Annotated in this window: 30 protein-coding genes; 12 read left to right on the top strand and 18 right to left on the bottom strand. The window is 67.9% G+C overall.

Annotated features, from left to right (window positions below; genetic code table 11):
• The first annotated feature begins 34 nt into the window (after positions 1-34).
• Entirely contained in the window at positions 35-322 is a 288-nt protein-coding gene (locus ACT535_RS18715) for a YARHG domain-containing protein (protein ID WP_476365580.1), read from the top strand.
• A gap of 45 nt (positions 323-367) precedes the next feature.
• Here the strand turns inward: ACT535_RS18715 and ACT535_RS18710 are convergent, their stop codons facing one another.
• Positions 368-826 (bottom strand): DUF1801 domain-containing protein, encoded by a 459-nt coding sequence (locus tag ACT535_RS18710; RefSeq protein WP_476365579.1) that lies wholly within the window; start codon positions 824-826, stop codon positions 368-370.
• A 106-nt stretch (positions 827-932) separates the two neighbouring features.
• Between ACT535_RS18710 and pncB the strand changes: the two genes are divergently transcribed.
• Positions 933-2,225, top strand: a complete 1,293-nt coding sequence (gene pncB / locus ACT535_RS18705; protein WP_476365578.1) for a nicotinate phosphoribosyltransferase — start codon at positions 933-935, stop codon at positions 2,223-2,225.
• 46 nt (positions 2,226-2,271) lie between these two features.
• On the opposite strand, the gene ACT535_RS18700 is transcribed toward pncB, so the two are convergent.
• Positions 2,272-3,378, bottom strand: coding sequence for a choloylglycine hydrolase family protein (locus tag ACT535_RS18700; RefSeq protein ID WP_476365577.1), 1,107 nt, complete (start codon positions 3,376-3,378; stop codon positions 2,272-2,274).
• A gap of 217 nt (positions 3,379-3,595) precedes the next feature.
• Between ACT535_RS18700 and ACT535_RS18695 the strand changes: the two genes are divergently transcribed.
• On the top strand, positions 3,596-4,234 hold the full coding sequence (locus ACT535_RS18695) for a peroxiredoxin (RefSeq protein WP_168457523.1): 639 nt from the start codon (positions 3,596-3,598) through the stop codon (positions 4,232-4,234).
• Positions 4,235-4,331: 97 nt separating this feature from the next.
• Here the strand turns inward: ACT535_RS18695 and glmM are convergent, their stop codons facing one another.
• On the bottom strand, positions 4,332-5,675 hold the full coding sequence (gene glmM / locus ACT535_RS18690) for a phosphoglucosamine mutase (protein ID WP_168457524.1): 1,344 nt from the start codon (positions 5,673-5,675) through the stop codon (positions 4,332-4,334).
• Positions 5,676-6,008: 333 nt separating this feature from the next.
• Here glmM and ACT535_RS18685 point away from each other — a divergent pair, with 333 nt between their 5' ends.
• Positions 6,009-7,010: an adenosine kinase gene (locus tag ACT535_RS18685; RefSeq protein WP_476365576.1), complete on the top strand. Its 1,002-nt coding sequence runs from the start codon at positions 6,009-6,011 to the stop codon at positions 7,008-7,010.
• A gap of 13 nt (positions 7,011-7,023) precedes the next feature.
• On the top strand, positions 7,024-8,322 hold the full coding sequence (locus ACT535_RS18680) for an ATP-dependent DNA helicase (protein WP_476365575.1): 1,299 nt from the start codon (positions 7,024-7,026) through the stop codon (positions 8,320-8,322).
• A gap of 37 nt (positions 8,323-8,359) precedes the next feature.
• Here the strand turns inward: ACT535_RS18680 and ACT535_RS18675 are convergent, their stop codons facing one another.
• Both ACT535_RS18675 and ACT535_RS18670 read right to left on the bottom strand, forming a co-directional pair.
• The gene (locus ACT535_RS18675) at positions 8,360-8,998 is read right to left on the bottom strand and encodes a DUF2971 domain-containing protein (RefSeq protein ID WP_476365574.1); all 639 of its coding nucleotides are present in this window, start codon (positions 8,996-8,998) and stop codon (positions 8,360-8,362) included.
• A 212-nt stretch (positions 8,999-9,210) separates the two neighbouring features.
• A complete protein-coding gene (locus ACT535_RS18670) occupies positions 9,211-10,092 on the bottom strand; it encodes a LysR substrate-binding domain-containing protein (RefSeq protein WP_476365573.1) in 882 nt (293 codons plus the stop codon).
• Between the two features lie 129 nt (positions 10,093-10,221).
• Between ACT535_RS18670 and ACT535_RS18665 the strand changes: the two genes are divergently transcribed.
• A complete protein-coding gene (locus ACT535_RS18665) occupies positions 10,222-10,653 on the top strand; it encodes a DoxX family protein (RefSeq protein WP_168457527.1) in 432 nt (143 codons plus the stop codon).
• A 60-nt stretch (positions 10,654-10,713) separates the two neighbouring features.
• On the opposite strand, the gene ACT535_RS18660 is transcribed toward ACT535_RS18665, so the two are convergent.
• Positions 10,714-11,088, bottom strand: coding sequence for a VHL beta domain-containing protein (locus tag ACT535_RS18660; RefSeq protein WP_168457528.1), 375 nt, complete (start codon positions 11,086-11,088; stop codon positions 10,714-10,716).
• A 41-nt stretch (positions 11,089-11,129) separates the two neighbouring features.
• Positions 11,130-11,936: a VHL beta domain-containing protein gene (locus ACT535_RS18655; protein WP_476365572.1), complete on the bottom strand. Its 807-nt coding sequence runs from the start codon at positions 11,934-11,936 to the stop codon at positions 11,130-11,132.
• A 145-nt stretch (positions 11,937-12,081) separates the two neighbouring features.
• On the opposite strand from ACT535_RS18655, the gene ACT535_RS18650 reads away from it, so the two are divergent.
• The gene (locus tag ACT535_RS18650; RefSeq protein ID WP_476365571.1) at positions 12,082-12,441 is read left to right on the top strand and encodes a tRNA-binding protein; all 360 of its coding nucleotides are present in this window, start codon (positions 12,082-12,084) and stop codon (positions 12,439-12,441) included.
• A gap of 3 nt (positions 12,442-12,444) precedes the next feature.
• Here ACT535_RS18650 and ACT535_RS18645 read toward each other — a convergent pair whose 3' ends face one another.
• From ACT535_RS18645 to ACT535_RS18630, 4 genes are all read right to left on the bottom strand, one after another.
• Positions 12,445-13,305 (bottom strand): tRNA nucleotidyltransferase, encoded by an 861-nt coding sequence (locus ACT535_RS18645; protein WP_476365570.1) that lies wholly within the window; start codon positions 13,303-13,305, stop codon positions 12,445-12,447.
• A gap of 67 nt (positions 13,306-13,372) precedes the next feature.
• Positions 13,373-14,719, bottom strand: coding sequence for an ATP-binding protein (locus ACT535_RS18640; RefSeq protein ID WP_476330113.1), 1,347 nt, complete (start codon positions 14,717-14,719; stop codon positions 13,373-13,375).
• A 44-nt stretch (positions 14,720-14,763) separates the two neighbouring features.
• Positions 14,764-15,477: a response regulator gene (locus ACT535_RS18635; protein ID WP_476365569.1), complete on the bottom strand. Its 714-nt coding sequence runs from the start codon at positions 15,475-15,477 to the stop codon at positions 14,764-14,766.
• A gap of 90 nt (positions 15,478-15,567) precedes the next feature.
• Positions 15,568-16,128: a MarR family transcriptional regulator gene (locus ACT535_RS18630; RefSeq protein ID WP_168457533.1), complete on the bottom strand. Its 561-nt coding sequence runs from the start codon at positions 16,126-16,128 to the stop codon at positions 15,568-15,570.
• A gap of 208 nt (positions 16,129-16,336) precedes the next feature.
• On the opposite strand from ACT535_RS18630, the gene ACT535_RS18625 reads away from it, so the two are divergent.
• Both ACT535_RS18625 and ACT535_RS18620 read left to right on the top strand, forming a co-directional pair.
• A complete protein-coding gene (locus ACT535_RS18625; protein ID WP_168457534.1) occupies positions 16,337-17,230 on the top strand; it encodes a branched-chain amino acid aminotransferase in 894 nt (297 codons plus the stop codon).
• Positions 17,231-17,338: 108 nt separating this feature from the next.
• The gene (locus tag ACT535_RS18620) at positions 17,339-18,130 is read left to right on the top strand and encodes a phosphatase PAP2 family protein (protein WP_476365568.1); all 792 of its coding nucleotides are present in this window, start codon (positions 17,339-17,341) and stop codon (positions 18,128-18,130) included.
• A gap of 54 nt (positions 18,131-18,184) precedes the next feature.
• On the opposite strand, the gene ACT535_RS18615 is transcribed toward ACT535_RS18620, so the two are convergent.
• The 7 genes from ACT535_RS18615 to lgt all read right to left on the bottom strand — a co-directional run bounded on the left by ACT535_RS18615 (position 18,185) and on the right by lgt (position 23,719).
• Positions 18,185-18,400: a DUF4287 domain-containing protein gene (locus ACT535_RS18615; protein ID WP_476365567.1), complete on the bottom strand. Its 216-nt coding sequence runs from the start codon at positions 18,398-18,400 to the stop codon at positions 18,185-18,187.
• 96 nt (positions 18,401-18,496) lie between these two features.
• Positions 18,497-19,450, bottom strand: coding sequence for a ribose-phosphate pyrophosphokinase (locus ACT535_RS18610; RefSeq protein ID WP_168457536.1), 954 nt, complete (start codon positions 19,448-19,450; stop codon positions 18,497-18,499).
• A gap of 165 nt (positions 19,451-19,615) precedes the next feature.
• Complete coding sequence (locus tag ACT535_RS18605) at positions 19,616-20,284, bottom strand: hypothetical protein (protein WP_168457537.1); 669 nt, start codon at positions 20,282-20,284, stop codon at positions 19,616-19,618.
• Positions 20,285-20,466: 182 nt separating this feature from the next.
• Positions 20,467-21,018 (bottom strand): RBBP9/YdeN family alpha/beta hydrolase, encoded by a 552-nt coding sequence (locus tag ACT535_RS18600; protein ID WP_476365566.1) that lies wholly within the window; start codon positions 21,016-21,018, stop codon positions 20,467-20,469.
• Between the two features lie 15 nt (positions 21,019-21,033).
• Entirely contained in the window at positions 21,034-21,801 is a 768-nt protein-coding gene (gene pgeF, locus ACT535_RS18595; protein ID WP_476365565.1) for a peptidoglycan editing factor PgeF, read from the bottom strand.
• Positions 21,798-22,850 carry a class I SAM-dependent methyltransferase gene (locus ACT535_RS18590; protein WP_476365754.1) on the bottom strand — a complete coding sequence of 351 codons (1,053 nt, stop codon included), beginning with the start codon at positions 22,848-22,850 and terminating at the stop codon, positions 21,798-21,800. The genes pgeF and ACT535_RS18590 overlap by 4 nt, the downstream gene beginning before the upstream one ends.
• Positions 22,851-22,900: 50 nt before the next feature.
• Positions 22,901-23,719 carry a prolipoprotein diacylglyceryl transferase gene (gene lgt / locus ACT535_RS18585; protein WP_168457540.1) on the bottom strand — a complete coding sequence of 273 codons (819 nt, stop codon included), beginning with the start codon at positions 23,717-23,719 and terminating at the stop codon, positions 22,901-22,903.
• A 155-nt stretch (positions 23,720-23,874) separates the two neighbouring features.
• Between lgt and ACT535_RS18580 the strand changes: the two genes are divergently transcribed.
• The 3 genes from ACT535_RS18580 (at position 23,875) to ACT535_RS18570 (ending at position 25,655) form a co-directional block, all read left to right on the top strand.
• A complete protein-coding gene (locus ACT535_RS18580; RefSeq protein ID WP_476365564.1) occupies positions 23,875-24,354 on the top strand; it encodes a DUF1579 domain-containing protein in 480 nt (159 codons plus the stop codon).
• A gap of 143 nt (positions 24,355-24,497) precedes the next feature.
• Positions 24,498-24,812 (top strand): accessory factor UbiK family protein, encoded by a 315-nt coding sequence (locus ACT535_RS18575; RefSeq protein WP_168457542.1) that lies wholly within the window; start codon positions 24,498-24,500, stop codon positions 24,810-24,812.
• A gap of 342 nt (positions 24,813-25,154) precedes the next feature.
• A complete protein-coding gene (locus tag ACT535_RS18570) occupies positions 25,155-25,655 on the top strand; it encodes a YbjN domain-containing protein (protein ID WP_168457543.1) in 501 nt (166 codons plus the stop codon).
• Positions 25,656-25,752 lie beyond the last annotated feature (97 nt).

The following is a 25,752-nucleotide window of genomic DNA, read 5'->3' as shown; positions in this document are numbered from 1 at the left end:
GCGGTGACAGGGTGTGGCAAATGGGGAGGCTGGGATGGCAAACGGGAAGGGGAGGGGGCGGACGGCGCTCGTCCTCGGGGCCGTTGCGGCAACGGTTTTCGTGTCGGCCGCCAACGCGCAGGCGCTGAGCGAACTGTCCTGCAAGGCGCTGTGGTACCAGCGCAACGCGGTTTATGCCGAGCAGGGCTATTGCTTCAAGACCAAGGACGCCATCGCCACCTTCGGCGCCCGCTGCTACGCCCCCTTCGGCAAACTGACGCCGGACCAGCAGCGCTATGTGAACGAGGTGCAGGCCTGGGAAGCCCGCAAGGGCTGCCGCTGAGGGGGCTGCCCGCCCGGGCTGCTGGCGGCAACGGCGAAGCGAGGCCTAGGGCGTCCAGCCCGGCAATGCGGCGGCCTGCTTCACCCAGGCTGCCAATCGGGCTTCATCCAGCGTGTCGGCTTCGTAGATGTCCAGCCAGCGCGCGTCCTTGCTCTTGGGGGTGCCGCCGGGCGGGACGGGATCGAGCGCAAGGCCATTGAAGAAGGTCACCTTCACGTAGCGCGTCAGCACGTGAAACGACAGGAACCAGCCCTTCCCCTCGATGCCGTAGAAGGGCGAGTTCCACTTCACCGCCTTTCGGACGTCCGGCACCGTCGCGACGATCAGCGCATCAAGGCGCGCGCCGAGGTCGCGCTTCCATCCCGGCATCGCCGCGATGTAGGCCTGCACGGGGGCGTCGCCTTCGCCCTTGGCGATCTGGGGATTGCCGCCCGAGAGCAGAACCACGCCGCGCTCCTCCGCATGATCCGGCCCGTTCGTTTTGCTCTTCTTCCCTTGCGTCATGTGGCCTCCCTGGTTCGGCCTGCCCCATTCGCGGTCTCGCGCGCGCGGGAGCCTCCCATTCCTGTCCGACGATGGTATAGGTGCAGTCCCGCCCCTGGGGTCACCCATGACCGACATCGCCACGCGCGTCTACAACCACACCTGGAAGATCGACCCCATCGTGCGGTCCGTGCTCGACACGGACTTCTACAAGCTGCTGATGGGGCAGACGATCTTCAACCGGCACCGGGCGACCCGCGTCACCTTCGGCATCCACAATCGCTCCACTTCGGTGCGGCTGGCCGACATCATCGACATCGGCGCCCTGCGCGAGCAGCTCGACCATGTGCGCTCGCTCTCGCTCACCCGCGGCGAGAGCACCTGGCTGCGCGGCAACATGTTCTACGGCAAGCGTCAGATGTTCTCGCCGGACTATGTGGCCTGGCTCGAGGGCTTCCGCTTCCCCGCCTATCATCTGGAGAAGGTGGACGGCCAGTATGAGCTGACCTTCGAGGGCCCGTGGGTCGAGACCACCATGTGGGAAATCCCCGCCCTCTCCATCATCAATGAGCTGCGCTCGCGCGCGGTGCTGAAGGGCATGGGCAAGTTCGAGCTGCAAATCCTCTATGCCCGGGCCATGGCGCGGGTGTGGGAGAAGGTGCAGTTCCTGAAGTCCCTCGGCCGCATCAACATAGCCGATTTCGGCACCCGCCGCCGCCACGGCTATCTCTGGCAGGACTGGTGCGTGCAGGCGCTGATGGAGGGGCTGGGGGAGGGCTTCCTCGGCACCTCCAACTGCCTCATCGCCCTGCGCCACGAGGTGGAGGCCACCGGCACCAACGCCCACGAGTTGCCCATGGTCTATGCGGCCCTCGCCCGCAACGAGGACGAATTGCGCTGGGCGCCCTACCAGGTGCTCGCCGACTGGCAGGACGACTATGACGGCAATTTGCGTGTCATCCTGCCGGACACCTACGGCACCACCGGATTTCTGGAACGCGCGCCGGACTGGGTGACGCACTGGACCGGCATCCGCATCGACAGCAAGGACCCCATCGCCGGCGGCGAGGAGGCCATCGCCTGGTGGAAGTCCCGCGGGCAGGACCCGCGGGAGAAGCTCGCCATCTTCTCCGACGCCCTCGACGCGGAGGAGGTGGCGCGCATCCAGCACACCTTCACCGGCCGCATCCGCCTCGGTTTCGGCTGGGGCACGCTGCTCACCAACGATTTCCGGGGCTTGGCGCCCCACGGCGCGCTCGATCCCATCTCCATCGTCTGCAAGGTGATCGCCGCCAACGGCCACCCGGCCGTGAAGCTTTCCGACAACCCCACCAAGGCCATGGGCCCCGCCAGCGAAATCGAGCGCTACAAGCGGGTGTTCGAGGTGGGTGAGCAAGTGGCACGCAGCGCCATGGTGTGAGGGCTGGCGCGCGCCCTCCATGATGGGGCGCGCACCTCCCACCGTCTCAGTTCCTCAGCGCCGCCGTCCCGTCCACCGCCGCCGGGAACGGCAGGTCCGTCACCAGCCGCGCGCTGGGCTTGTCCTGGGCGAAGATGGCGTCGAGTTCGAGGGTGATGAAGGTCGCCCGGTGCGCGTAATCGGCGATCATCAGTCTGTTGTGGGTGAGGTCCTTGATGGCCACCCACTGGGTGTAGTCCGAGACCACCGCATCGCCCTCCTTGCTCTGGGCGACGCCGAGCGGGATGTCCACGGTGTTGAGGATGTGCCCCATGGCGGCGGTGGCGTCGCCGGCATCCTTCGGCTGGGCCATGTAATGCCGCATGAACGCGGCCCGTACGAAGCGCGACGGCGGCGTGAAGTCGCCCGGCAATCCGGTGGCGCCGCCGCCCTGGCCGATCGCCGTGACGTTGGCCGTGCCGAACTGGCGCGCGGTGACGCCCATGGTGGACACATTGAGGTAGTTGCGCAGGTTCAGGAGGTGCCAGCCGTAGGTCGGCGCGTTGGTGAGCACGCTCGCCACATTGTCGTGGATCTGCACGTCGCCGCCCACATATTCCACGACGATGCTGGCGCCCGAGCGATCGGTGAAGACCATGTGGATGGTGGGCGGGGTCGGCCCGCTGGGCAGCGAGGCGTCGGCCCAGACCTTGGTCTTTTCAAGCGCGGCGCGCACCTCGGCCACGGTGCCGTGCATGCCGAGCGCCCAGGCGCCGAAGCCGAGGATGGAGACGTAGGACGTGTCCGCCTTGGTCACCGTCTGGTAGGTGGTGAAGCCGGGCAGGAAATTGCCGCTCATGCCGAGACCGGCCGCGTTCTGGCCCTCGATGATGGCGCCGCCGGGAATGACCTCGGCGCTGATGCCCACGGCAGAATAGAGCGTCGCCACCTTCTTCTCGGGCAGGCCGAGGTCCGCCGGGGCGGTCAAGGTGAGGGTGGTGCCCTTGGGGATGCTCTTGAGAGTCCATTTCATGTCGAACGCCCATTCCATGGTGCGCCCGGCGATCACGGTCTTGTCCGCCGCGACCACGTTCACTGCCGTGCAGGCCACGGCGAGCCCGGCATTCTGGAGGGGAAGGACGGCTGCGAGGGCCGCCGCCAGGATGCGTTTCATGGATGCTTCCTCCGTCTTGGACCGCTGGTCGCGGCGCGTATCGGCTTCGTCCGGCCAAGCTGCGACAAGAGCATACAAAGGCTGATGTGTGATGAACGGCGCGGTCCATGCGGATACGGACCGCGCGCCCGAACCGGGCGTGAATCCGCTTTAAATGCATCGAACTTGTAGTATAATCTAAAGATATACAGTTTTTCGATGTTTATTGGAGATCACCATGGCGACGCTGCGACTGGGCGATGTGGTTCCGGATTTCGAGGCCGTGACCACCGAAGGTCCCATCAAGTTTCATGAATGGCTCGGCGACAGCTGGGGCATCCTGTTTTCGCACCCCAAGAACTTCACCCCGGTCTGCACCACGGAGCTGGGCCAGGCGTCCCACCTGAAGCCGGAGTTCGACAAGCGCGGCGTCAAGCTGCTCGGCCTGTCGGTGGATGCCATCGATAATCATCCAGCCTGGGTGGGCGACATCAAGGACGCCACCGGCGCCACCCTCAACTTCCCGCTGATCGCGGATTCCGACCGCAAGGTCTCCGACCTCTACGATCTCATCCACCCCAATGCGAACGACACGCTCACCGTGCGCTCGGTGTTCATCATCGGCCCGGACAAGAAGCTGAAGCTGTCGCTCACCTACCCGGCTTCCACCGGCCGCAACTTCGCGGAAATCCTGCGCGTGGTGGACAGCCTGCAGCTCACCGCCAAGCACTCGGTGGCCACCCCGGTGGACTGGAAGCAGGGCGACGACGTCATCATCGTCCCTTCGCTCTCGGACGACGCCGCCAAGGAGAAGTTCCCGGACGGCTGGAAGACCGTGAAGCCCTACCTGCGCGTGGTGCGCCAGCCCGGCGCCTGAGGGGCGCCGCCTTCGCCCTCCGGTGAGGCCGGGGGGCGGGGGGCTTAAAACGACAACGTAGCCAGGGAGAAGGGCGCCGCGTGGCGCCCTTCGACGTTCAGGCGGCGGCGCGCTGGAGGGCGTCGATCACCTCGTCCACGACGGTTTCCACCAGGTCGCGGTCGTCGCCCTCGCCCATCACCCGGATGACCGGCTCGGTGCCCGAGGGGCGGATGAGCAGGCGGCCGTGGTTGGAAAGGCGGCGCTCGGCATCGGCGATCGCCACCTTCACCTTCTCGTTCTCCAGCGGCGCACCGTCGCGATAGCGCACGTTCTTGAGGATCTGCGGCAGCGGATCGAACCGGTGGCAGACCTCGGAGACGGGCTTCTCCTGCCGCGCCACTACCGCCAGCACCTGCAGCGCCGCGACGAGGCCGTCGCCGGTGGTGGAATAGTCGGACAGGATGATGTGGCCGGACTGCTCGCCGCCCACGTTGTAGCCATCGGCGCGCATGCGCTCCAGCACGTAGCGGTCGCCCACCCCGGTGCGAGCCAGGGTGATGCCCTCGCCGGCGAGGTGCCGCTCCAGCCCGAGGTTGGACATGACGGTCGCCACCAGCCCGTCGCGGGCGAGGCGGCCGTCCTCCTTGAAGCTCTCGGCGATCACGGCCATGAGCTGGTCGCCGTCCACCGTGTGGCCCTTCTCGTCCACGATCATCACCCGGTCGGCGTCACCGTCGAGGGCGATGCCGATGTCCGCGCGCACTTCGCGCACCTTGGCGGCGAGGGCGGCGGGGGAGGTGGAGCCCACGTCCCGGTTGATGTTCATGCCGTCCGGCTCGACGCCGATGGAGATCACCTCCGCGCCCAGCTCCCACAGGGCCTCCGGGGCCACGCGGTAGCCGGCGCCGTGGGCGCAGTCCACCACCACGCGGATGCCCTCGAACGACTGGTTCCGCGGCAGGGTGCGCTTGGCATATTCGATGTAGCGGGCGTGCACGCCCTCCAGCCGCCGGGCACGGCCGATCTCGGCGGGCTTGGCGAGGCGCTTGGCGAGATCCTCGTCGATCAGTTCCTCGATCTCGCGCTCCACCTCGTCGGAGAGCTTGAAGCCGTCCGGGCCGAACAGCTTGATGCCGTTGTCGTCGAACGGATTGTGCGAGGCCGAGATCATCACGCCGAGGTCGGCGCGCATGGAGCGCGTGAGCATGCCCACCGCCGGCGTCGGCATGGGGCCGAGCAGCAGCACGTCCATGCCCACCGAGGTGAAGCCGGCCACCAGCGCGTTCTCGATCATGTAGCCGGACAGCCGCGTGTCCTTGCCGATGACCACCCGGTGGCGATAGTCGCCGCGCTGGAACACCAGCCCCGCCGCCATGCCCACCCGCAGCGCCAGATCCGCCGTGAGCGAGGCATTGGCGCGCCCGCGCACGCCGTCCGTTCCGAAATACCTGCGCGACATGGTCCCTCTCGTCGCCGTTTATCCCGACGCACCGTGCCCCAGCGGTACGTCGTCGAGCCTGCCTTTAGCACCGGGGCGCCGCCGCGCCGCATCACGTCTCGTGACGCTTCGCAACGTGCGCTCCCGCCCCTGCTGCGGGCAGGCTCCTTCTGTGAGCAATCAGGTGGAATTGTTCAGAACGCCGCCCGCGTTGCAAGTGCGAAGCCGCCGCGCCGGGCGGCGGCGGCGGCATTCCTTGCGAAAAGGTTAAGGGGTAGGCCATCGCCCGGGGCGGCGCGATTGCACCGCACTGGGTCGGGTGCTACCCCTCGCCGAATCTTCCGGAGACTTCCAGTGACCGCCTCTGCCCTCGACGTCCTCGCCATCGGCAACGCCATCGTCGATGTCCTCTCCCGCGCCGAGGAGGATTTCCTCGCGCAGAACGGCATGGCCAAGGGCGGCATGGCCCTCATCGACGAGGCGCGGGCGGAAGCCGTCTACGCCGCCATGGGGCCGGGCACCGAGGCCTCCGGCGGCTCGGCGGCGAACACCGCGGCGGGCGTCGCCTCGCTGGGCGGCACGGCCGGCTTCATCGGCAAGGTGAAGGACGATACGCTGGGCACCGTGTTCGGCCACGACATCCGCGCCGCCGGCGTCGCCTATGGCACCCCGGCCGCCGCCGACGGCCCGGCCACCGCGCGCTGCCTCATCCTGGTGACGCCGGATGGCGAGCGCACCATGAACACCTATCTCGGCGCCGCGCAGCACCTTAAGGCCACCGACATCGACCCGGCCATGGTGGAGAGCGCGGCCGTCACCTATCTCGAAGGCTATCTGTGGGACCCGCCGGAGGCGAAGGGCGCCTTCCTGCACGCCGCCCGCATCGCCCATGATGCCGGCCGCAAGGTGGCGCTCTCCCTCTCCGACACCTTCTGCGTGGATCGCTACCGGGCCGAGTTCAAGACCCTCATCATCTCAGGCACCGTGGACCTCGTGTTCTGCAACGAGGGCGAGCTGAAGTCGCTCTACGAGACCGCCGATTTCGACGCCGCCCTTGTCGCCCTGCGCAAGGATGCGAAGGAGGCGGTGGTGACGCGCTCGGAGAAGGGCGCCTCCTTCGTCACCCGCGAGGCGGTGGTGAGCGTGCCGGCCCATCCGGTGGAGCGGGTGCTGGACACCACCGGCGCGGGCGACCTCTTCGCCGCCGGCTTCCTCACCGGCTATACCCGCGGCCTCGACCCGGCCACGAGCCTGCGCCTCGGCGCGCTGGCGGCGGGGGAGATCATCGGCCAGATGGGCGCGCGGCCCCAGCGCCCCCTCATCGACCTCGCCCGCGAGGCGGGCCTTATCTCGTGAGCGACCGCACCTCGTGAGCGATCTGCCCGTACCAGCCGACACCCCCGGCGCGGATGCCGCCGGGCGGGCCCTCGCCGCCATCGAGGCGAAGGCGCCGCTCATCATGGTGCTGGGCGGCGCGGGCACGGGCAAGACCACCTTCCTGCACGAACTGCGCAAGGCCCCACGGGGCCGGCAGGTAGTGCTCGCGCCCACCGGCGTCGCGGCGCTGCAGGCGGGCGGGCAGACCATCCATTCCTTCTTCGGCATTCCGCCCCGGCTTCAGAACCCGGACGAGGTGAAGCCCCGCGCCCAGGTGCGGCGCCTGCTCAAGAAGCTCGACCGGGTGGTGATCGACGAGATCTCCATGGTGCGGGCGGACCTGCTCGACGCGGTGGACATCTCGCTCCGCATCGCCCGCGACAATTCCGAGCCGTTCGGCGGCGTGCAGATGGTGCTGGTGGGCGATTTCCTCCAGCTTCCCCCCGTGGTGCCCTATGCCGAGCAGGAGATGCTCGGCCGCATGGGCTACGAGGGGCCGTTCGCCTTCCATGCCAAGGCGCTGGACGGGCGGGAGGTGACGGGCGTGCCCTTCACCTTCGTCCACCGCCAGACCGACCGCGCCTTCATCGCCATGCTCGACGCCTTGCGCCGGGGCCGGGGCGCCCGCGAGGCGGCGGAGGCGCTGAACGCCGCCTGCGTGCGCCCCCATCGCGACGGCGCGCAGCCCGTGCTCCTCACCCCCACCAACGCCCGCGCCGATGCCTACAATGCGCGCGGCCTCGCCGCCCTCTCCGACGAGGGGCGCGAATTCTCCGGCCTGCTCAAGGGCGAGTTCGGGCTGGAGGGCGACCGCCTGCCGGTGGCGGAAAAGCTGGTGCTGAAGCGCGGCGCCCGCGTGATGGCCCTGCGCAACGATCCCGCCCGGCGCTGGGTCAACGGCTCGGTGGGCACGGTGACGGGCCTTGGCCCCCATTCGGCGCTGGTGAAGCTTGATGCCGGCCCGAGCGTGGAGATCGAGGCCTTCACCTGGGAACGCATCCGCTACGGCTGGGACGAGCCCGGCGGCCGGCTGGAGGCGCAGGTGGTGGGCACCTACACCCAGCTCCCCCTGGCCCCCGCCTGGGCCCTCACCATGCACAAGGCGCAGGGCCTCACCCTGACCGACGTCCGCATCGACTTCGCCGACGGCGCCTTCGCCCCCGGACAGGCCTATGTGGCCCTCTCCCGCGCGCGGACGCTGGAGGGGCTCTCGCTGGTACGGGCGATCACCGGGCGGGATGTGCGGGTGGATCGACGGGTGGCGGAGTTTGTGGAGCGGTTTGAGGGGTGAGGGATTGGCGTCGTTCGCTGAGCGCCGTCTGCGCGAATTACCGGATAGATCTCAGGTCTCGGACTACCGAAAAATCCTTGAATGCCGGCCGAGAGCGGAATATATTTACGTTTCTGAGGCTAGGATGAATTGCTTCTTTGATTTCTTTAGGCGAAATCGGGCAATTATAACCCAAGATTATCTCGGTTAATTTCAATTTGTGCGAAAATGGCTCAAAATATAGGTCATTTTCAAATATAGAATCATGCAATAGGCAAAAACAACGATACTCGTCCTCGTATTTCCATGCTTCAAATTTTGTGAGGATAAGCTCATTAATCCGGTCGGGTGATTGACCTATGGCAATGGGCGCGGTCGGACGTTTGCTGACATATCTTACGGGATTGTAGGTGGTATCGTCTGGAACCGAAAATCCAAGGGCGATGCCTCGATGATTATCAGCATAATGCGCCCATAGAAGCGGGTTGTGCCATTTCCTGCTGAAACACAAAATTCCCGTACGAAGATTCTCGAAATCCTTCCATTTTTTAAGCTTTATCCTGAACTCTCTATCTGTTGATGCCCATGTCATGAACTCGAACGGGTCGTTCAGTTCGTTGAGCCTGGCAATTTTAAGCCGCCGTTTCATTGCCGCTTCGAGTGCAAAATTTGCCTTGGTAAAATGGTAAATACGCATAGGTATTCCCCTTAAGCTCACATAGCCGATAGCGTTCTTCGAGTATTTCTTAACGATCAATCATAATTTGATGAATGCGCGTTGTGTTCAACAATTCTTCTGTCTGTCGCCTGAACGCCGAGCATGTTTTCCCGGCCGTCATGCCCGGCACGAGGCCGGGCATGACGGAGGGGGCAGAGGCGAAGGCCTCCCGGGAGGCGCCGCCTCCCCCCTCACCACCCTTCCTCCACCAGAAAATCCAGGAACGTACGCACCTTGGCGGGCAGGTGGGTGCGGTTGGGGTAGATGGCGTAGAGGGGGATGGAGGGGGTGAGGGCGGCGGGCAGGAGGTGGTCCAGCGTGCCGGCGGCGAGGTCGTCCTCCACGATGGCGCGGGGCATGAAGGCGAAGCCCATGCCCTCCCGCGCCGCCATCAGCAGCAGGGTCTCGTTGCCGCTCAGCACCACCGGATCGAAGCGGATCTCCTCGCCCGTCCCCGGCAGCGCGATGCGTCCGCTCGCCATCAAAGGCGCGTAGGCGAGGAAGGGCAGGCCGTCGAGATCGGCGAGGCGCTCCGGCCGTCCGGTGCGGGCGAGAAGGGCCGGGGCGGCCACCAGCACGAAGGGGATGGGGGCGAGCGCACGGGCGATCACCCCCTCGTCCAGCGTCCGGGTGATGCGCAGGGCAAGGTCGAAGCCCTCCTCCACCAAATTCACCGCCCGCCCGTCCAGATGCAGGTCGAGCCGCACCTGCGGGTAGCGCGCCCGGTAGGCGGCGAAGAGGCGGACGAAGCGCGGATGCGCCATCCACACCGGCAGGCTCATGCGCAGCGTGCCGCGCGGCTCCAGCGTCGCCGCCCCGATGCGCGCCTCCGCCTCGTCCAGCCCCTCCAGCAGGGGGCGCACCTCGGCGAGATAGAGCGCCCCCGCCTCGGTGAGGCTGACCTTCCGGCTGGTGCGCTGGAACAGCCGCGCCCCCACCCGCGCCTCCAGATGCTGGACATGCTTGGTGGTCATGGCCGGGGAGAGCCGCAGGCGCGCGGCGGCGGCGGCGAAGCTCTTCAGCTCGGCGACGGCGACGAAGATGCGGAGGCTGGCGAGCGTGTCCATCATCATTCGCTATCAGGAAATCGTGCGTCAAATTATGGCGGCATGATTGCCTCATGGGAAAGCGCTAGCGTCGAGGCATCTGACAGTCAGGCGAACCGTTCCTGAACGACGCCGATACCCCCGGTGAAACACCCCATGGCACCCACCGACATCGCCACCGGCATCGCCCCGAATCGAGGCTGGACCCTCGCTCTGTGGGCCGCCCAGATCCTCCTCGCCCTCATGTTCGCCATGGCCGGCGGCATGCACGCATTCATGGCCCCGCCGGCCCTCGCCCAGATGGGCGCGACCTGGGCCGCCGATGCCCCGATCTGGCTCGTGCGCTTCGTCGGGCTTGCCGAGCTGGCCGGCGCGATTGGCATTATCTTTCCGGCACTTACGCGCATCCAGCCGGGCCTGACGCCGCTCGCGGCAGCGGGCTTCGCCACCATCCAGGCGGCCGCCATGGTGCTGCATGTCACCCGTGGCGAGGCCCAGGTGCTGCCGATGAATCTGGTCCTGCTCGCCCTCGCACTTTTCGTCGCGTGGGGCCGCACCAGCAAGGCTCCGATCACACCTCGGAGCTGAGCACCGCGCCTCCGGCCAGCCGCCCGGTCGGAGGCGCAACTCTTTGTGGTCTAAGCGAAATCAGTCGTAGATCTCGAACCGGTTGTCGCCGCCGTCGCGCGAATTGGGGTTGGGATACATCACCCGCCCGTGGCAATTGCCCCTGTCGTCCACGGCGATCCAGGGGTGGGTGCCGAAGGTGCGCTGGGTGGCGGCGGCATTGGGGGCAAGCGTGTGGTACTTGCGCCACTGCCCGTCGAAGTCGATCCACATGATGGTGAGCGGAATCTTCGTGAAATTCAGGAAGATAACCTCCGCCGGCGCCTTGCTGTTGATGGATCGGACGCTGCCATAGGGCGGACAATTGCGCCCCGCGCTCTGCGCCGCCGCCGGGACCGCCGCGGCGACTGCCGCTGCGGCCACCAACGCCCCGAAAACATAAGTCCTGCAAGACATTGCCATCGCTCCCCGAAGCTGTCGCCGGCCTGCGTGCCGTCTCAGTCCCAGATCTGGAACATGTTGTCGCCCTCGGTGCGCGAGGCCGGATTGCCGTACATCACGCCGCCATGGCAGGTGCCGCGGGAATCCACGGCAATCCACGGGTGCGTGCCATAGGTCGGCTGCTCCACATTCGAGTGCGGCCTGAGTGTATGGTACTTCTTCCACTCGCCGTTGAAGTCGATCCACATGATATTGAGGGGAATGTCCGTTTCATTGACGAACATCACCTTCACCGCCGCATTGCTGTTCTGCGAGCGGACGCTGCCGAAGGGCGGGCAATTCTTGCCGTTGGTCACATTCTGCTGCGGAGGAGGGGGCGGCGGGGAGGGCTTCTGGCCGCGGTTGCGCGCGCACGCCAGGGTCTTGTCGAGCGCCTGGATGGCGCCGGCGAGCTTGAAGGTCTGCTCGCCCCGGTCGAGATTCACGGAGAATTCCGGCAACGTCCTGAAGGCGTTAAGCTGGTCGTTGTTGATCATCATGGAGGCCCAGCCGTCCCCCTCGGCATGGAAGGTGCCCATCTCCGCGGCGCCGCCGAAGCCGTAATAGACGTCGAGGGGGCCCGAGACGTTGCCATAGTAAGGCACGCCGATCTGCCAAGACTTTCCATCCGTGCCGATGCGGAGCTGCACCTGGCCGTTGTCGGTGTCGGCGGCGCAATAGCCGAACTGGTTGTTGTCGAAAACGGCGGTAATGGTCCAGCGGCCGGAGCGATCGTAGGCCGTTTCCTGCGCCGTGGCAGGAAGCGATGCGCCGAAGGTCGAGAGGGCGAGGAAGCCGGCAAAAATCCGTGGTTTGAAAGTCACTTGTCCGTTCCCCCGCCCGGGCATGGTTACCGCTGGGTTAATATTTTCTGCCCCCTTTACTGTCAAGCTGACGACGATCCGTTGGGGGCTCGCGGAGAAGGCCGGCGTTGGCCTATAAGCAGGCCTTCCGCAGCAGCAGGCCGCCATGTCCGACGAGAGCGCTCCTTCCCCCGTCATCACCTTCGACGACTTCCTGAAGGTGGATATCCGCGTCGGCACCATCGTGGCCGCCGAGCCCTTCCCGCAGGCGCGCAAGCCTGCCTTCAAGCTCACCATCGACTTCGGGCCGGAGATCGGGGTGAAAAGGTCGTCGGCGCAGATCACCGTGCATTACACGCCGGAGGATCTGGTGGGGCGGCAGGTGGCGGCGGTGGTGAATTTCCCGCCCCGGCAGATCGGCCCCTTCATGTCGCAGGTGCTGACCCTTGGCTTTCCCGACGAGAACGGCGCGGTGGTGCTCATCTCGCCGAGCCTCAAGGTGCCGGACGGCGGCCGCCTGTTCTGATCCTCACGCCTCTTCCCACCGCTCGGATTTGAACGCGGTGGCAATGGCTTGCGCGCGGGCGAGGGCGATGTCGTCGCGCTCGCCTTCATCTATGCTGGCACAGGCGTCTCGGGCGGCCCGCAGCAGCTCCACCTTGGGGTGGGTCTCGCCGATGCGGTCGCCGTGGCCGAAATAGTCGCAGGTGGCGACCAGCAGCAGCTCCTCGAACAGGTCGGGATCGCGGAAGGCGCCGGTGCGCTCCAGCATGGCCGCGAGCGGCCCGGCGCGGACCGGTGAGGCGCGCTGCACCCGCTCGCATTCGTGGAGGGACAGGAGCGCGAGGTCGCGGCAGCGCTCGGGCACGTCAAAGCGGTCGCAGGCGGCCGCGATGCGCGGAACGGCGCGTTCCATGTGGCGATAGTGGACGGGCAGATGCTCGCGCGGGGAGTCCGACTTGCCGGCGTGCATCATCAGCAGCGCGAAACGCACCTCCAGCGGCGCGCCCCGCCGACCGGCCTCGTTTAGGGCGGCGACGAGCAGGACGCCGAGGTCGATCTCGTCCGCCGTGTCGGTGATCTGCGGAACCCCGAAGACGGCGGAGACCTCGGGCAGGATCTCTTCCAGCACCCCGCATTCCCTCAGCGCCTTGACCATGGCGCCGGGCCGGTTACCCATCAGCCCCCGGCAGACTTCCGACCAGATGTCGGCGGGCGCGAGGCCGTCCAGTGCGCCCACCTCCATCTGCTCGAACATCATGTCGAGCGCCTCCTCGTCCGCCTCGCTGCCCTCGGCCAGAAGCGCGGCAAGGCGAAGCAAGGCAAGGCCGGGATGGGTCTGGGCGAAATCTGCGGGCTGGAAGGGCGGAGGCGGGGGCAGCTTGTCCATGTCGCCAGTGGATCATCAGCCGGCGAAGAGGGGCAAGCCCAAGGTTCGGGCATGCCCAAGGAATAGGCTAGACGGGGATGCGGACCGTAGCCCTCAATCCCCCCATGGGGCTGTCGGAAAGCTGGATGTCGCCGCCGTGGGCGCGGGCGATGTCGCGGGCGATGGAGAGGCCGAGGCCGGAGCCTCCAGCGTCCTGGTTGCGCGCATCATCGAGGCGCAGGAAGGGGCGGAACACCTCCTCGCGCTTCTCCTCGGGAATGCCCGGCCCGTCGTCGTCCACGGTCACGATCAGGTAGCGCGCGTCGCGGGTGCCGGAGACGGCGATCGCGCGGGCATGGCGCACGGCATTGTTCACGAGGTTGCCGATGCAGCGCTTGAGCTGGTCGGCCTTCACCTCCACCAGAGGCGGGCCCATGAAGCTCGCCGTGGCGGTGGCGCCGTCGCGCTCGGCATTGAGCCGCAGGTCTTCGATCAGCTCGCCCATGTCGGTCAGGGCCGCCTGCTCGCCGGGGTCGCCGCGGGCGAAGGCGAGGTAGGCCTCCAGCATGCCCTGAAGCTCGTCCACGTCCTTCTTTAGCGCCTCGCTCTCGCCCTCTGGCAGGAAGGCCAGCTCCAGCTTGAAGCGGGTGAGGATGGTGCGCATGTCGTGGGAGACGCCGGCGAGCATGGTCGTGCGCTGCTCGATCTGCCGCTCGATGCGCCGCTTCATCTCCAGGAAGGCGACGGCGGCCCGCCGCACCTCGCGGGCGCCGCGGGGCCGGAAATTCTCCACGTCGCGCCCCTTGCCGAAGGCCTCGGCGGCGTCGGCAAGGTTCTCGATGGGGCGGATCTGGTTGCGCAGGAACAGGATGGCGACGGCCAGCAGCACCAGCGAGGTGCCCACCATCCACAAGAGGAAGATGTGCGAGTTGGAGGCGTAGGCGGCGTTGCGCGGGGCGAAGATGCGCAGCACCGCATCGTCCATCTTCACCCGGACCTCGATGAGCATGGAGCGGCCCACGGTGTCGAGCCAGAAAGGCTGCTTCAGCCTGAGGCCGATCTCGCGGGACAGCGCGGCATCGAGCACCGAGAAGAAAGGCTTCGGCCCGGGCGGCGGCAGGTCGGTGGGCGGCAGCACCGCCACGTTGAGCGAGAGGTTGCGCGACGCGAAGGTGCGCAGGGCGATGTGGTCGTTGGTCTTCGGCAAGAGATCGTAGAGCGAGACGACGGCCGAGATGTCCTGGCTGACGGCGGCGGAGAGGCGGCGCGTCACCACGTTGTAATGGCGCTCCATGAAGACGAAGGCCAGCACGGACTGCAGGATCACCATCGGCGTGACGATGATGAGCAGCGAGCGCGGATAGAGCCCCTTGGGCGTCACCCGGTTGAACCAGGCGGCGAAGCCGTTGGTCGTGTCCCTCAGCCAGACGAGCACCAGCCTCGCCCAGTGGCGGACACCCGTAGGGCTCTCCGCCACGCTCAAGGCGTCACCACCAGCCGATAGCCGATGCCGCGCACGGTCTGGAGATAGACGGGGTTGGCGGGATCGCGCTCCAGCTTGCGGCGCAGGCGGTTCACCTGCACGTCCACGGCGCGCTCGCTCGCCGCCCCGCCGCCGGCGAGGGCCAGGCGCGGCACCGTATCGCCGGGGGCCTCGGCGAGCGCCCGCAGCATGTCGCGTTCGCGCTCGGTGATGCGCACGATCTCGCCGCTGCGGGTCAGTTCACCGCGCTCCAGATGGAAGGCGAACTCGCCGAAGCGCACGCTTTCGATGGCCTTCTGCGGCGGCGGCAGCGCGCGCTTGAGGATGGAGCCGATGCGCAGCAGCAGCTCGCGCGGCTCGAACGGTTTGGCGAGATAGTCGTCCACGCCGGCCTCCAAGCCGGTGATGCGGTCGGCGGTGTCCGAGCGGGCGGTGAGCATGAGAATGGGCACCGCCGAACCGCGCCGCAGGTCGCGGGCAAGGTCGAGGCCGCTCTCGCCGGGCATCATCACGTCGAGCACCAGAAGGTCGAAGGCAAGGCCCTCCAGCCGCGCCCGCGCCTCGGCGGCGGAGGCGGCGGTGCTGACGCGATAGCCGTTCTCGGTGAGGAAGCGCGACAGAAGCGTGCGGATGCGGTTGTCGTCGTCGACCACGAGCAGATGGGGGGCATCGTCGGCGAGGGCGACGGAGGACGTCGCGGCCTCAGCCATGGCGGGGGGCCTCCCGAAAAGCGCGAAGGATCATCTGGGTCTCGTTTTCTGGTCGCCGCACAGCGGGGCGGGATCGGAGGCAGTCGGCGCTCACGCGCGGCGCGCCCGGGCCGCGCGGTCCGCCCGCTCGATCAGCCGCTCCACGGGCACGCGATCCTCCGGGTCGATCATGGCGAGAAGAAAGCGACGCACCGTGTCCTGGCTTTCCGCACCGCTGGCCGCGAGCGCGGCCTCGATGCGCCGGCTCTGCAGCGCCACGAACTGGCGCGCGAGGGCTTCGCCCTTGATGGTGGGAAACAGCAGCCGCTGGCGCCGGTCGGAGGCGCCGGCCCGGCTTTCCACGAAGCCCTCGTCCACCAGTTCCCGCAGCACCCGGCCGAGGCTCTGCTTGGTGATGCGCAGGATGTCGAGCAGGTCCGTGACGCGCATTCCCGGATGCCGGTTGACGAAATGGACCACGCGATGGTGCGCGCGCCCGAAGCCGATGGGCGCGAGAATCTCGTCCGGGTCGGCCACGAAATCACGATAGGCGAAGAACAGCAGCTCGACGAAATCCACGAGCGGCGCAGCCTCGGCCGCGGCCGGAGCAGGTGCGTCGGCGGCGGTCTTGGGTGCGCCGGCGAGGGCGAGTGCGGAATTTATGTCAGTCATGTTGACTTTTTTCGTTTTGATCGTTACCCAAAGAGCGTGTTCCACGAAATGATCGGTCGCGGGCATCGCCCGGCCGGTTCGATCGTTTCGCGGCTTTGCCGGCTTGGTAAGCAGGCGTAAAGATATCCCCATGCGGGACCGCTGGAAAGCTGCGGTGACGTAGGGGGGAAGCCGCGCGCACGACGCGGTCTGAACAGGAGTTGAGAAGATGAGCGCTCAGGGTGTCCCCTTCGACCAACGCGACGGCTGGATCTGGTACGACGGCGTTTTCGTGCCGTGGGCCGATGCCAAGCTGCACGTGCTCTCGCATGGCCTTCACTATGGCAGCACGGTGTTCGAGGGCGAGCGCGCCTACGGCGGCGAGATCTTCAAAAGCTCCGAGCATTCCGAGCGGCTGCGCCTTTCGGGCGAGATGCTCGACTTCACCATCCCCTACACCATCGGGGAGATCGACGCCGCCAAGAAGGCGACGCTCGAGAAGAACGGTCTTGTCGACGCCTATGTCCGTCCGGTGGCCTGGCGCGGCAGCGAGATGATGGGCGTCGCGGCCCAGAAGAACACCATCCACCTCGCCATCGGCGTGTGGGAATGGCCGAGCTATTTCGATCCCGAGCAGCGCATCAAGGGCCTGCGCCTCGATCTGTCCGAGTGGCGCCGCCCCGATCCGGCGACCATCCCCTGCCGGGCGAAGGCCGCCGGCCTCTACATGATCTGCACCATCTCCAAGCACCGGGCCGAGCGTCGCGGCTTCGCCGATGCGCTGATGCTGGACTATCGCGGTTACGTGGCCGAGTGCACCGGCGCCAACGTGTTCTTCGTCAAGGACGGCGTGATCCACACGCCGACCCCGGACTGCTTCCTCGACGGCATCACCCGCCGCACCGTGATCGATATCGCCCGCCGCCATGGGATCGAGGTGATCGAGCGCCACATCAAGCCGGAAGAGCTGTCCGATTTCTCGGAATGCTTCATCACCGGCACCGCCGCGGAAGTGACCCCGGTCGGCTCCATCGCGGACTGGACCTTCGCCCCCTCGGGCATCACCCACCAGCTGATGGATTCCTATTCCGCCGAGGTGCGCCCGAAGCAGCAGGCCGCCTGACCGGCCTCACCGGAATTTCGATCTCAGGAGGGGGCGGCGCTGGCACCGGCGTCGCCCCTTTCCGTTAGGGAGTTGACGCACGCACCCACTCCGGCCAAACCTCTCCGCGTGAGCGACAAGCCCCCCCTTTCCTTGCTGAAGCGCGGCCTTCACCGTCTCGAAGGCCTTCCCCTCGTCGGTCCGCTGCTCGCCTCGGTGAGCACCATGGAACGGGCGACGCTGGCCGTTCTCGGCTTCATCGCCTTCGCCTTCTATCTCTTCCTCGTCGTTGCCGACGAGGTGACGGAAGGCGCGCCCGGCAGCCTCGACCGGGACATCCTGCTCGCCCTGCGCAATCCCGCCGATCCGTCCGATCCCCTCGGCCCGCCCTGGGTGGAGGAGATGATGCGCGACCTCACCGCCTTGGGCGGCACCAGCGTGCTCACCCTGCTGACGCTTGCGGTGATCTTCTTCCTCATGCTCACCCGCAAGCGCCACGCTGCCCTGCTCGTCGCGGTGTCGGTGGCGGGCGGCACCATCTTGTCGCAGGGGCTGAAATGGGGTTTCGACCGGCCCCGGCCGGACCTCGTGCCCCACGGCATGTCGGTCTATTCCCAGAGCTTCCCATCAGGCCACGCCATGCTCGCGGCGGTGGTCTACCTGACCCTCGCGGCGCTGCTCGCCCGCACCCAGAAGCGCACGCGGGTGAAGCTGTTCCTGCTGGGCGGGGCGGCGGTCATCACCGTCATCGTCGGCATCAGCCGCATCTATCTCGGCGTCCACTGGCCGACCGACGTGGTGGGCGGATGGGCGCTCGGCGCCGCCTGGGCCTCCTCCTGCTGGCTCGCGATGCTCTGGTTGCAGCGCAAGGGCGAGGTGGAAGGAGAGACGAACGGCGGCGGTGAGGTGCCGCGCAGCTAGAGCGCGATCCGGCCCATCGGAAGCAGGTCCTTCAGCGGTCTGGCGGTCCGTCGCCTATTTCAGGCCATCCTGAGCGAGCGTGTAGGCGACGATCGCGTTGGCGTGTCCGTGCCCCAGCCCATGATCGTTCTTCAGAATCGCCACCAGGTCCATGTGCTTCGCTGGATAGGCGTCCCGCACATACTTCTGCCAGTCCGCGATCGGCCGCCCGTACTTCTTCTCGATGGAGGGAAAGTAGGAAGCTGGTCCCTGAACCTTGTCCTCAGCCATGGCGGGGCTCCGTGAGGCTCACGGCGCTATTGATGCTCCGGGATCCCGTCGCGGGCAATGGTTCGGCGCGCCCGCCGGATGCCTCGTGCGGCCCGTTCAGTCGAACAGGCTGGAGACCGATTCCTCGTGCGCCGTGCGGGCGATGGCCTCGCCGATGAGGGTGGCGATGGAGACGACGCGGATATTGCGCGCCACCCGCACCGCCTCGGTCGGCAGGATGGAATCGGTGATCACCAGTTCCTTGAGCTTGGAGGCGGTGACGCGCGCAACGGCACCGCCTGAGAGCACGCCGTGGGTGATGTAGGCGGTGACTTCCTTGGCGCCGCGGGCAAGGAGCGCATCGGCCGCGTTCACCAGCGTGCCGCCCGAATCGACGATGTCGTCGACGAGGATGCAGGAGCGGCCTTCCACATTGCCGATGACGTTCATCACCTCGCTCTCGCCCGGCCGCTCGCGGCGCTTGTCGACGATGGCGAGCTGGGCGTCGATGCGCTTGGCGAGCGCGCGGGCGCGGACCACGCCGCCCACGTCCGGCGAGACCACCATGACGTTGGAGGTGTCGAACCGCTCCTTGATGTCACGCACCATCACCGGCGCGGAATAGAGGTTGTCGGTGGGGATGTCGAAGAAGCCCTGGATCTGACCGGCGTGGAGATCCAGCGTCATCACGCGGTCGGCACCGGCGTGGGTGATGAGGTTGGCGACGAGCTTCGCGGAGATGGGAGTGCGCGGGCCGGGTTTGCGATCCTGGCGGGCGTAACCGAAATAAGGCAGCACCGCCGTGATGCGCTTGGCCGAGGCACGGCGCAGCGCATCGATGATGATGAGCAGCTCCATCAGGTGATCGTTGGTCGGGAACGAGGTGGACTGCAGCACGAACACGTCCTGCCCGCGCACGTTCTCCTGGATCTCGACGAAGATCTCCATGTCCGCGAAGCGGCGCACCACGGCCTTGGTGAGCGGCGTCGCAAGATAAGCGGCAATGGCTTCCGCGAGCGCGCGGTTGGAATTGCCCGCGACGAGCTTCATGGGACCGTTCTCCGCTGACATTGGGACGCTCCGCCCGGCAACGGGCCTGATCGAAGGGTCGGAAACGAGACTTGTTCCGGCTCTGATAGGCGGGCCGTCACAATGTTGTAAAGGGCCACGGCGCGGCAGAAGTCGGTGCCACGCGATCGTCGGCCCCGGCTGTTGCTGGAATGTCGTGTCGTCCGGTCAGTTGGCGGCGTAGCTGAGGGCCGGCCCCGAGGATGCGAGCGCGGCCACCGGAACACCGGCGGGATCGGGCCGGGCGGCGGGCTCGGCGGCAGCAGGCTTCTCCTCCTGCGCCGCTGTCGCGGCGGGGGCGGCCGCAGCGGCGGCCGGCGCGGGCGCCGTTCCGCCGACGCCGAGCGTCTCGGCCAGGCTCGCCATGGACTTGTCGGCGATGCGGGCGAGAACCTTGTCGTCACAGGCGGCCCAGCCGTCCGAGACCTTGCCCTTCACCCGTCCGGCCGGCTCCTCACCGGAGAGGCGGGCGACGCGGTTCTGGTTGCGGTCGTAGACGTCCCAGGCGTAGGCGACCGTGGCGGTGCCTTTCTGGACGTGCATGGCGAGGTAGCCCTTGACCCGGTAGGCGGCGCCGCCGCTGCGCGAGGCAACCGCCACGCGCCGGGTCTCCGCTTCGGAATTGAGCTGGCCCACCAGCTTCTCGAAGGTGGCCTGCGGCGGCCCGTCGATGCTGTCGAAGGCAACGGCGCCGCCGCCACCCGAGCTGGCCATGCCGGAGCCGTCTGTCTGGCAGGCGCCGAGGGCGAGGCACAGGGCCAGGCCGGCAAGCCGCAGGGGAGAGATGAAGCGGCGCGCGGCGCGGGAAAAGCCCGCGCGTTCGGCTGCTGCGTCCACGACACCTGCCTCTGATACCCGCATGACGGTTCCCGGCGTTGAGCTTGTCGCCGAAAGGGGTAGCGGGAATTGGCGGGCGGGTCCAGAAAAACGGTTAAGGTGCGGTTAACGACGGCAGGAAATCCCGCAGGGTCAGGGCCGGCCGTGCGGCGTGGTTGATGGCTTCTTAAGCCTTCTGCCGCTTAGTCGAGCGACTGCAGCAGGCCGAGCAGGCGCACCGAGCCCTCCGGCCACGGCCCATAGCCCGCCTCGGCATTGATATGCCCGGCATCGCCCGCGTCGACGATGGCCGCACCCCAGTCGAGGGCGAAGCCTTCGGCCCGTCGGTAGTCGCAATAGGGATCGGTCCGGCTCGCCACCAGCACGGAGGGGAAGGGCAGGGGCGCCGTCGGCACCGGGGCGAAGCCGGCGATGGCGGGGTCGATATCGGCCCGATCAAGGTCGGGCGGGGCCACGAGGAAGGCCGCCCGCACCTTGCCGGGCGGCAGCAGCGGCACCGCATGCACCAGCGTCGGCACGCCGAGGGAATGGGCGATCACCACCACCGGCTTTTCCGCCGCCGCTACCGCCTCGGCGAGACGCTGCGGCCATTCGGCCGCGTCGGGGCGGTCCCAGTCGGCCTGCATCACCCGTCGTGCGGCGGAAAGGCTGCGCTCCCAGCGGCTCTGCCAGTGGTCGGGACCCGAGCCCTGCCAGCCGGGCACGATGAGGAGGACGGCATCGGAAGATTTCATCGGCATGTCCGCGACTCAGGCGAGGGTGATGGCGGCCATCAGCCGCCCGTAGTCCGGTTCCTTGCGGTGCGTCGTGCGGCGATAGGAGAAGAACCGTTCCTCGTCGGTGTAGGTGTCGAGGCCGAGGTCATGCACCTGCCCGACCCCCGCCTGCTCCAGCCTGAGGCGGATGAAGCCCGGCAGGTCGAACAGGGAATGATGCGCCCGGTCGGCGGGGGCGAAGAAGCGGGCGAAGCCCTTGTCCTCGGCGAGGAAGCGGCCGACGAACTCCTCCCCGACCTCATAGCTCGGCTGGCGGATCAGCGGCCCGATGACGGCGCGGATGCTGGCACGGTGCGCACCCAGTTCCTCCATGCGCGCGACCGTCGCGGCGACGATGCCGCCCACGGCGCCCTTCCAGCCTGAATGGGCGGCAGCAACCACCCTTGCGCCGGGATCGGCGAACAGGATCGGTCCACAGTCGGCGATGGAGATGGCTGCGGCGATGCCGGGCGTCGCCGTCACCACCGCGTCGGCCTTGGGCGCGGTCTCGCGGGTCCAAGGCTCGGTCGCGACCACCGCATCGGCCGAATGGACCTGCCAGCAGGCAAGGAGATGCGTGGGCGCCACCCCCAGCGCCTCGGCCATCCGCGCCCGGTTTTCCGCGACGGCAGCGGGATCGTCATTGGAGCCGGTGCCGCCGTTGAGGCTGGCATAGATGCCCTGGGAGACGCCGCCCCTCCGGGTGAAGAAGGCGTGACGGATGCCGGGCAGGGCGCTGAGCAGGGGCGCCTCGATCTTCATCGGCTGAACTCCTCGGACGGGTCGAACGCGGGCGGCGTGCCAAGGTCAGGATGGGCGAGCGCGAGCACCTTGAACAGCCGCCCCATCTCTCCATCCCCGGTTCCGGCGAGGCGGCGCGCGGCGGTGGCGATGGCGTCCGCGGCCTTGGGCGGTGCGTCGCGCATCAGCCGGTCGGCGCGGGCGGCAAGGCCGAGGCGGACGAGAAAGTCGCCCTGCTCCAACGGCCCGAATGCCTTCAGCCCAGCCTCCCGCCCCAGCAGGGCGAGGCGCGTGAAATCCACATGGGCGGTCAGGTCCGCCTCACCGGGATCGGCGAGAGGATCTGCAAAACGATGAGCGCGCAGCGCCTGGAGGGTGTCCCCGTGGCCGCCGGCATGGCCATAGTCGATGGCGAGGGCCATGCCCCCCTGCCTCGCAAGGCGGGCGGAAAGGGCGCGGGCGGGACCGCTCTCCATCACTTCCAGCACGGCGCCCGGTGCCGGCGGTGGCAGATGGGTGGCGCGGGCCGGGGCCACGCGGGAGGGGGCCGGGTCAAGACCGAAGACGAGTTGGCCCTCGGCGCCCAGGCCGACCCGACGCTCGTGCCAGCCGGCGCCGGTCCACACATATTGGTCCACCGGCAAGGCATCGAAGAATTCGTTCGCCAGCACGATGGCCGGGCCGGCAGGCACGTCCTCGATCTGGTCGTGCCAGGAAACGCGATCCCCCTGCGCGGCCAGCGCGCCCGCCTGCGCCTTGCGCAGGACCGGGCTGGTCTCCACCAGGTGAATGCGTGCCGCCGCGCCGAACGCCGCAACGAGCCGCGCCGCGCGCAGGGCATCGGCCATGAGCGTGCCACGGCCGGGGCCGAGTTCCACCAGCCGGAACGGGTCCGGCCCGCCCATCTGCTGCCAGGCGGCCACGGCCCACAGGCCGACCAGCTCGCCGAACATCTGGCTGATCTCGGGAGCGGTGGTGAAGTCCCCCCGCGCGCCGAGGGGGTCGCGCGTCACATAATAGCCGTGGCGGGGATGGCCGAGGCACAGCGCCATGTAGCGGCTGACCGGCATGGGGCCTTCCGCGGCGATCAGCAGCCGGATCTCCTCTGCGAGCGGCGAACTCACGGCACCCGCTTGGGCTTCAGCGCGTAAAGGAGCAGGCCGAGCCCCGCCAGCACCAGTGGCACCGAGAGCCACATGCCCATGGTGGTGCCAAAGGCGAGATAGCCGAGCTGAACATCCGGCTCGCGGAAGAACTCGCCGATGATGCGGCCGATGCCGTAGCCTATGCCGAAGATGCCCGCGGCGACGCCGGGGCGCTTCAGCTCGCCGCTGCGCACCACCAGCAGCATGACGCAGAACAGAACGATGCCCTCCAGCCCCGCCTCGTAGAGCTGGCTGGGATGGCGCGGCAGCGGCCCGCCATGGGGGAAGACGATGGCCCATGGCACATCCGCCGGCCGTCCCCACAACTCGCCGTTGATGAAGTTGGCGAGGCGGCCGAAGAACAGACCGATGGGCGCCACCACGGCGGCGACATCGAGCATGGAGAAGACCGGGATGCCGCGGGAGCGGGCGAACAGCACGAGCGCGAGCAGCGTTCCGGCGAGCCCGCCGTGGAACGACATGCCGCCCTTCCAGACGGCGAAGATGTCCGCCGGATTCTGAGCGAAGAAGGCCGGATTGTAGAAAAGGACATAACCCAGGCGCCCGCCGAGGATCACGCCCAGCGTCGCCCAGAACAAGGCGTCGTCGAGGTCCTGCGGGGTCATGGGCGAGGTGCCGCCCCACAGCGCGGGGCGCGAAACCAGACGCCGCGCCAGCAGCCAGCCGATGACGAGGCCGGCGATGTAGGCGAGCGCGTACCAGCGGATCGCCAGCGGGCCCACCTGGATCAGCACCGGATCGATGGCGGGGAATGGCAAAGCGAGGGTGGGCATCGGTTCCCCGTATGTCGGCACCGGCGCCGCCGGATGACGGGCCATGTGCCGCGACGGGCGAGTCCGCGTCAAGCCGCGGGCCGGGCGTGATTCGGTCGCGCCATATTTTACCTAAGGTGAGGTGGTAATTCAGGAGGAAACGGGAGGAGCAAGCCATGGAAACGCAGACAGAGCGGCAGCAGGCGCCGGAAGAGGCATGGCTGAGGCGGCTTGTCGGCGAATGGAGCGTGGAATCCCCGGCACCGGACGGCGAGGGCACCATCAAGGGCCGCGAAACAGCGCGGCTGTTCGGCGCCTGGGTGCTGCTGGACGGCGCCTCGCAGATGCCGGACGCCAGCATCCACGCGAGCCTCATGACGCTGGGATATGATGAGGCGCGCAGCAAAGTCGTGGGGAGCTGGATCGGCTCCACGATGAGCCATCTGTGGGTCTACGAGGGCGGGCTCGATGCGGCGGGGACGACCCTGACCCTCGCCACCCGCGGTCCCGCGATGGACGGCAGTGGCGATAGCGCCGACTATGAGGACATCATCGCCTTCGACGGCGAGGATGCGCGTCTTCTCACCTCGCGCCAGCGCCAGCCGGACGGCACATGGCGCGAACTCTTCCGCGTGCGCTACAGCCGGGAGGGCTGACGGCGCGGCCGGGGGCGCAGGAACAGCGATGTTGCGCTGCACCCTTGCGTCCCGCCCGCTCTGTCGCCATGTTCGCCGAACCGGCTTCCGCCGGACCGATTTCGCCGCGGCAGAACGCGGCTGCCTGGCCCCAGGAGGCTTCCATGACCCAGACCACCGGTCGCCTTTTCGACGAGATGGCGCGTCTCGTGAACGATGCCGCTGGCGTGGCCCAGGGAGTCCGGCGCGAGGCCGAGACGGTCATGCGGTCGCAGGTCGAGCGCCTTCTGCGCGACATGGACGTGGTGAAGCGCGAGGAGTTCGAGGCGGTGAAGGACATGGCCGCCGAGGCTCGCATGGAGAATGAGCGCCTCGCCGCCCGTATCGCCGTGCTGGAAGCGAACCTGCGCATCCACACCCATCCCACCGCCACCGGCTCCACCGGCCCGGAGACCGAAGTGCCCGGCGGGCCGGCCTGACGTCTTCCGCAAGGGAAGTTGCGACGGCATCCGGCCCCTGCGACAAAAGGGCACCGGGCGGATGGCGTACCCACAATCTGTCGTAGCGGGGTCAACTTTACCCGCGATATACTGATTTTCGTGGCGATTCGGAGCCGGTTCGTCGTAGCGCTCGAATACGACGGGGCGCAGCCTCGCCAGGATGCTCTCTTGAAGGACACGCTCTTTCGGGACATGTCCTGACGGCGAGCCTCCGAACGGCACGCCGCCTGCGCCTGCCCTGGCTCCTGTCTGCCCGTGGCCTGTCGCACGGAGTGTCGCTTTCGACCCTCTCCGCGTTCCTCACACCGCGAGGTCGAGGCCATGTCTCTCATCGACATCGAAGCCGATGCGCCGGCGAACCCCGTTGATCTCGTGGAGCAGCTCGCTGCTCTGCGTGACTGGTCGTTCGAGCGCTCCGACGAGGACGAGATCACCCTCTCGCTCGCCAGCCGCTGGACGGACTGCCATGTCTCCTTCCAGTGGATGGACGAGCTCGAGGCGCTCCACGTGGCCTGCGCCTTCGACTTCAAGGTGCCGGAGGGGCGCCGCCCCGAGGTGCTGAAGCTCCTCGCCCTCGTCAATGAGCAGATGTGGCTGGGCCATTTCGACATGTGGTCCCAGGAAGGCGTCATCATGTTCCGCCATGCGCTGGTGCTGGCGGGCGGCGCCACCGCCTCCGACCGCCAGTGCGAGGCCATCCTCGATGCCGCCCTCGATGCGGTCGAGCGCTACTATCCCGCGTTCCAGTTCGTGGTCTGGGCCGGCAAGACCGCCCGCGAGGCCATGGACACGGCCCTGTTCGAGACCGTCGGCGAGGCCTGAGCCTCGCCACCGGGGCCGGCGGCAGCCGGCCCTCTGGCGTCCGTGCTGTGGGTGCGATCCCCGCCGCCGATGTGGCGCGGGGCGCGAGCCTCCTCTA

It is taken from the genome of Xanthobacter sp. DMC12 (genome assembly GCF_056314105.1).
Note: the sequence above shows the minus strand (reverse complement) of the source record. Positions and strands in the feature narration are given on the sequence as shown.